The organism is Priestia sp. BR_2 (assembly GCF_041954005.1).
Lineage (GTDB): Bacteria > Bacillota > Bacilli > Paenibacillales > Paenibacillaceae > Paenibacillus_AQ > Paenibacillus_AQ lautus_A.
The window spans coordinates 1-6,629 of the sequence record NZ_JAVFHM010000123.1; the positions used below are offsets into that span (position 1 = coordinate 1).

Below are 6,629 nucleotides of genomic sequence, written 5' to 3' on the forward strand. Positions count from 1 at the left end.
GCCTTCTTTCTCCGGCTTCAATGTACGGTAGTTAATCGTTTCCGGCTTCTTCACCTCTCCGCGAGACCAAGAACGGATTTTTTCCGGTGAAGCAAGACCGATTTTCATGTACTCAAAATTGTTAACGTCCAACAAGGAGCAACCCTCCTCAACCTAGTCCTATTTATGTGCTGTACGACCATAACACCACCGCCGACTAATCAGCCGACGGGGGTGAATGATTGACCGTTATTCCACTCCGACTTCAGCGCCTTCCAAGTTAAGGCTCAGTTTATCACCTTGAGCATCGTCTTCGTCATCGAGTTCTTTCATCTCGATTTCCTCTTCGTTCTCGCTCAGGATTTTAACGTCCATACCGAGAGACTGAAGCTCTTTAATCAATACCTTGAACGATTCAGGAACACCCGGTTCCGGAACGTTCTCGCCTTTGACGATCGATTCGTAGGTTTTCACCCGGCCGACCACGTCATCGGACTTGACGGTAAGAATTTCTTGCAGCGTATAGGCAGCACCGTAAGCTTCAAGCGCCCATACTTCCATCTCACCGAAGCGCTGTCCGCCGAACTGGGCTTTACCACCCAGCGGCTGCTGCGTAACGAGGGAGTATGGTCCCGTGGAACGGGCGTGAATTTTATCGTCAACCATGTGCGCGAGCTTGATCATGTGCATGACGCCGACGGTAACTTCACGTTCAAAACGTTCGCCCGTCCGTCCGTCGTACAACACGGTTTTACCATTGCGCTGCATGCCTGCTTCTTCCATCGTATCAAACACGTCATACTCGCTTGCACCGTCGAATACCGGTGAAGCCACGTGAATGCCGAGCTGGAGCGCAGCCATACCCAAGTGAACCTCAAGCACCTGACCGATGTTCATCCGTGATGGAACCCCCAGAGGGTTCAACACAACTTGAACCGGCGTGCCATCCGGCAGGAACGGCATGTCTTCTTCAGGCAAAATACGGGCAACGACACCTTTGTTACCGTGACGTCCGGCCATTTTGTCGCCTTCGGAGATTTTACGTTTCTGTGCGATGTAGACGCGAACCAATTGGTTGACGCCCGGCGGCAATTCGTCGCCGTTCTCACGCGTAAACACCTTCACGTCCACGATGATTCCGTCACTACCGTGAGGAACGCGCAGCGAGGTATCGCGCACTTCGCGAGCCTTCTCACCGAAGATCGCATGCAAGAGACGCTCCTCTGCCGTCAGCTCGGTTACGCCCTTAGGCGTTACCTTACCAACGAGAATGTCGCCAGCGCTGATTTCGGCACCGATGCGGATGATTCCGCGCTCGTCAAGGTTCTTGAGCGCTTCTTCCCCTACGTTAGGAATATCGCGCGTGATTTCCTCCGGACCGAGCTTCGTGTCACGAGCCTCGGATTCGTACTCCTCGATATGGATCGAAGTGTACACATCCTCTTTGACCAGCTTCTCGGAGAGAAGAATCGCATCCTCGTAGTTGTAGCCTTCCCAAGTCATGAACGCAACGACGACGTTGCGGCCCAGTGCCAATTCGCCCATCTCGGTGGATGGTCCGTCTGCCAGGATGTCACCTTTTTTGATCACATCGCCGCGCTTGACGATTGGACGCTGATTGATGCATGTTCCTTGGTTCGAACGCATAAATTTGTGTAATTTATATTTAACAATATCGCCTTTGACTTCTTGTCCGTCGATATTTTCCACGCGGCGGAGCCAGATTTCGTTGGCGGATGAACGTTCAATAATCCCGTCGTATTTGGATACAATACATACACCGGAGTCTTTCGCAGACTTATGCTCCATCCCGGTTCCGACGAGCGGAGCCTTAGGAATAAGAAGCGGAACAGCCTGCCGCTGCATGTTCGATCCCATCAGCGCGCGGTTGGAGTCATCGTTCTCGAGGAACGGAATGAGCGCCGTCGCTACCGACACGACCTGCTTAGGCGATACGTCCATGTAGTCTACACGGTCGCTCGGCATCGGAAGGATGTTGTCGGATTGCTTGTTATAACGGACGATTACCATTTCGTCAGCGAAGGTACCGTCTTCGTTGAGCTCGGCGTTCGCCTGGGCAACGATGTAGTTATCCTCTTCGTCTGCAGTCAGGTAATCGATTTGGTCCGTGACTTTACCGGTCTTCGGATCCACCCAACGGTACGGAGCTTCGATGAAGCCATACTCGTTGATGCGCGCAAACGTCGACAAGGAGTTGATCAGACCGATGTTCGGTCCCTCCGGCGTCTCGATCGGACACATACGGCCATAGTGACTGTGGTGAACGTCCCGCACTTCAAAGCCCGCCCGCTCACGCGTCAAACCGCCCGGTCCGAGTGCAGACAGACGACGTTTGTGCGTCAGTTCCGCTAGCGGGTTAGTCTGATCCATGAACTGGGACAACTGGGAGCTGCCGAAGAACTCTTTGATCGATGCGATAACCGGACGGATGTTGATGAGCGCCTGCGGCGTAATCACGTTCGCATCCTGGATCGACATTCTCTCGCGAACAACGCGTTCCATCCGGGACAAACCGATACGGAACTGATTTTGGAGCAATTCGCCCACAGAACGCAGACGACGGTTACCCAGATGATCGATATCATCCGTATTGCCGATTCCATGCAGCAGGTTGATGAAGTAGCTGATGGAGGAAATGATATCCGCCTGCGTAATATGCTTCACGGATTTATCGATGTTTGCGTTCGCGATGACCTTCACGACTTTTCCGTCCTCGATCGGAGAGAATACGTCGATCGTTTGCAGCGGGATATCCTCGCTGTCCATCACGCCGCCGGCAACATGATAATTCTTGAAGCCTACACTCTTCTCAAGGTAAGGCATAATCTCGTCCAAAAGACGACGGTCTACGGTTTGACCGGCTTCCGCAACGATCTCACCCGTATCGATGTCTATCAAACTTTCTGCCAAACGTTGATTGAAGAGACGGTTCTTAATATGAAGCTTCTTGTTGATCTTATAACGACCAACGTTAGCCAGATCATAACGCTTCGGATCGAAGAAACGGGCAACGAGAAGGCTCTTCGCATTCTCCAGTGTTGGCGGCTCGCCCGGGCGAAGGCGTTCATAGATTTCAATGAGCGCTTTTTCCGTGGAGTCCGTGTTGTCTTTATCCAGCGTATTTTGAATATATTCATCATTGCCCAGAAGATCCAAAATCTCGGCATCCGTGCCAAAACCAAGCGCACGTAAAAGCACCGTTACAGGGATTTTACGGGTGCGGTCGATCCGGACATAAATAATGTCCTTCGCGTCCATCTCCAGTTCCAGCCAAGCGCCGCGGTTAGGGATAACTGTTGCAGTGTACGTCGTCTTACCGTTTTTATCCACTTTCGTGCTGAAATAGACGCTGGGAGAGCGAACCAACTGGCTGACAATAACCCGTTCGGCACCATTGATAATGAATGTTCCGGTTTCCGTCATTAACGGGAAGTCTCCCATGAACACTTCCTGCTCCTTGACCTCTCCGGTCTCCTTGTTAATGAGCCGGACTTTCACGCGGAGCGGCGCCGCATAAGTAACGTCGCGTTCTTTCGCGTCATCGACGGTGTATTTCGGTTCTCCAAGGCTGTAGTCAATGAACTCTAGCACCAAATTGCCCGTGAAATCCTGGATCGGCGAGATGTCCTGGAACATTTCGCGGAGTCCTTCCTCCAAAAACCATTCATAAGATTTTTGTTGGATTTCAATCAGGTTCGGAACTTCGAGTACCTCGTTAATACGAGCATAACTTCGCCGAGTGCGTCGACCATATTGAACAAGATGTCCTGCCAACTTAAACTCACCCCTCATGTCTACTCACTTTAAAAATTTCATTGCGAACCTCTGTTTGTAACACTATAATGGAACATACAGAGGACACTCCCATAAATAGAGAAAAGCCCTTATCGAATACCTTTTCGAAAAAAGAGCAGCTTATCCATGGTTATGATAATCATCTCATATCCTGTAGATTTGCCCAAAATGTACATATTATACGTCAATATGACCGACTTTATGCGTATTTCCGCATAATAAGTCTTGACATTTCAGCCAACTAAAGACAAAGAGACCATCCTAATACTGACATTTTATAATAATACCATACCAGCATACCCAAGTCAACAGCCTAGTCGAACTATTTTAAGAAGATTTCGTCGCTTTGAATATTCGGTACCCTTTATCCTTCGTTACTTCCTCAACCCGTTCAAATAAACTCTCCAGCTTCGCTTTTGCCGAAGGCGCACCCTGCTTCTTCTGAATCACAACCCACAACTGTCCATTCTCGCGCAGATGTTTCCACGATTCCTCGAATATGGCATGCACTGTTTCTTTTCCCGCACGAATCGGCGGATTGGTCAGAACCACATCAAATTGCTGATCCTTCACCGCCTCAAACAAGTCGCTTTCTAAGATCGTAACGTTGTTTATACCGTTGCGCTTCGCATTCTCTTTGGCCAATTCGACAGCCCGGCTATTGATGTCGATCATCGTCACATGGCCTTGTGTGGCCATTCTTGCCGCCGTTAGACCGATCGGGCCGTACCCGCACCCTACATCCAGCACTTGGGCATCCTGCCCGAAATCCATGGCGTCTATCAACACCTTGCTGCCATAATCCACGCCGCCCTTGGAGAATACGCCAGCGTCGCTGACCAAACTAAATGACTGCCCTCGAAGTTCCGTCTTTAGCTCCTTACGATCATGAGCAATCTCTGGCTGGTTTGAGTAATAATGTTGATTCGGCATCATTTCCTCCGTCTTGAATCAAATTCTGCCCGTCTAAGGCATATCGGCCTTAAGCGCTCCATTATTCCAGTATAACCTTTCCTGCGGAGAATCAGTACGCGTTGAACTCCCCGCCACAATAACAAACCCCTTGAACAAATATTCAAGGGGTTTGCTTCTTGCTGACATTCATCTAGAGAAGTAATTACTTCACTTCTACGGATGCGCCTGCTTCTTCCAATTTAGCTTTAACAGCTTCAGCTTCTTCTTTAGCTACTTTTTCTTTCAATGGTTTTGGAGCGTTGTCAACCAGTTCTTTTGCTTCTTTCAAGCCAAGACCTGTGATTTCGCGAACCACTTTGATTACGTTGATTTTGGACGCGCCTGCGCTAGTCAGGATTACGTCGAATTCGGATTGCTCTGCTTCAGCAGCTGCACCAGCGCCACCTACAACAGCTACTGGAGCTGCAGCAGTTACACCAAATTCTTCTTCGATTGCTTTTACGAGATCGTTCAGTTCCAGAACAGACATACCTTTAATTGCTTCCAAGATTTGCTCTTTGCTCATTTAAGTTGAACCTCCATTTATTATTAAGATTTGATAGTTGTTGTTACACAGCTTCAGCAAGACAAGGCTTATGCGCCTTGTTCTTCCTTCTCAGCAACGGCTTTAACTGCAAGCGCGAAGTTGCGCACTGGAGCTTGAAGCACGCTGAGGAGCATGGAAAGGAGACCTTCGCGGGACGGAAGTTCTGCCAGAGCTTTGATTTCGCTCTCTCCGATTACACGGCCTTCAACTACGCCGCCTTTCAATTTCAACGCGTCGTTTTTCTTAGCAAAATCATTGAGGATTTTTGCTGGAGCGACAGCGTCATTGGTACCAAAAGCAACAGCTGTAGGACCAGTCAGGACTTCGTCCAGATCAGTCAGCTCTGCTGCCGCAGTTGCACGGCGAAGCAGCGTGTTTTTCAGTACTTGGAACTCGACGCCAGCTTCACGAAGCTGCTTACGAAGTTCAGTTACTTGCGCAACGTTCAGTCCGCGATAGTCAGCAACTACTGTAGATACGCTCTCGCGCAGCTTAGCAGCAACGACATCAACCGCTTCTTGTTTCGCTTGAATCACTTTTGCGTTTGCCAATGATTACACCTCCTGGTTGTATTAGTAGCGTAAGAGCACCAAGCTCTCCGCTCTTCCTACGGGCACTAAAAAAGCCTCCGTAGAATCACGAAGGCCTGATGAATCATCATTTGGCCGGTACAACCGGACAAATTGTTGACGTTCTATCATAACACCTCGGTAGGAAATTAAGCCTGCTTAGGGCACCTACTGTCTACGGTAAGCATATTCAACTTTAAGGGTCAGTCTCGAAGACTCACAACTGTTACATAATATCAAACCTCATTGACTAAAGTCAATGGTAATATTATCTGTAAACGGTTGTGTTCACGCGAGCGCTTGGTCCCATCGTCGAGGAAACAGCGATGCCTTTCAGGTATACACCTTTAGCGGCAGCTGGCTTCGCACGATTCAATGCATCGATGAGAGCTTTGAGGTTCTCATTCAATTGAGCTGCATCGAAAGACACTTTGCCGATTGGCGCGTGAATTTGACCTGCTTTGTCCAGACGGTACTCGATTTTACCGGCTTTGATTTCTTGAACAGCCTTGGCAACATCGAATGTAACCGTACCAGCTTTAGGGTTAGGCATCAGGCCTTTACCACCGAGCAGCCGGCCAAGTTTACCGACTTCACTCAGCATATCAGGTGTAGCCACGCAAACATCGAACTCGAACCCGCCGGTTTGGATTTAGTTTGTCATGTTCTGATCGCCAACAAAATCATCCCCAGCCTCTCAAGCCTCTTTCGCCTTTTCCCCCTTTTCAAAGACCAGCACGACTTGTGTTTTCCCTGTGCCTTTA

Annotated in this window: 4 protein-coding genes, 1 pseudogene and 1 other annotated feature; all 5 genes and pseudogenes read right to left on the reverse strand. The window is 49.5% G+C overall.

Annotation, left to right across the window (positions count from 1 at the left end):
• Positions 1-228: 228 nt before the first annotated feature.
• Positions 229-3,774 (reverse strand): DNA-directed RNA polymerase subunit beta, encoded by a 3,546-nt coding sequence (gene rpoB, locus RB298_RS04250; RefSeq protein WP_036662748.1) that lies wholly within the window; start codon positions 3,772-3,774, stop codon positions 229-231.
• A 348-nt stretch (positions 3,775-4,122) separates the two neighbouring features.
• Positions 4,123-4,728, reverse strand: a complete 606-nt coding sequence (locus RB298_RS04255) for a class I SAM-dependent methyltransferase (RefSeq protein WP_213581000.1) — start codon at positions 4,726-4,728, stop codon at positions 4,123-4,125.
• Between the two features lie 184 nt (positions 4,729-4,912).
• A complete protein-coding gene (rplL, locus tag RB298_RS04260; RefSeq protein WP_009591984.1) occupies positions 4,913-5,275 on the reverse strand; it encodes a 50S ribosomal protein L7/L12 in 363 nt (120 codons plus the stop codon).
• A gap of 68 nt (positions 5,276-5,343) precedes the next feature.
• Positions 5,344-5,847: a 50S ribosomal protein L10 gene (gene rplJ, locus RB298_RS04265; RefSeq protein ID WP_009591975.1), complete on the reverse strand. Its 504-nt coding sequence runs from the start codon at positions 5,845-5,847 to the stop codon at positions 5,344-5,346.
• 58 nt (positions 5,848-5,905) lie between these two features.
• Positions 5,906-6,064, reverse strand: a sequence feature (ribosomal protein L10 leader region).
• A gap of 69 nt (positions 6,065-6,133) precedes the next feature.
• A pseudogene (gene rplA / locus RB298_RS04270) lies at positions 6,134-6,629 on the reverse strand (50S ribosomal protein L1); the annotation flags it as partial.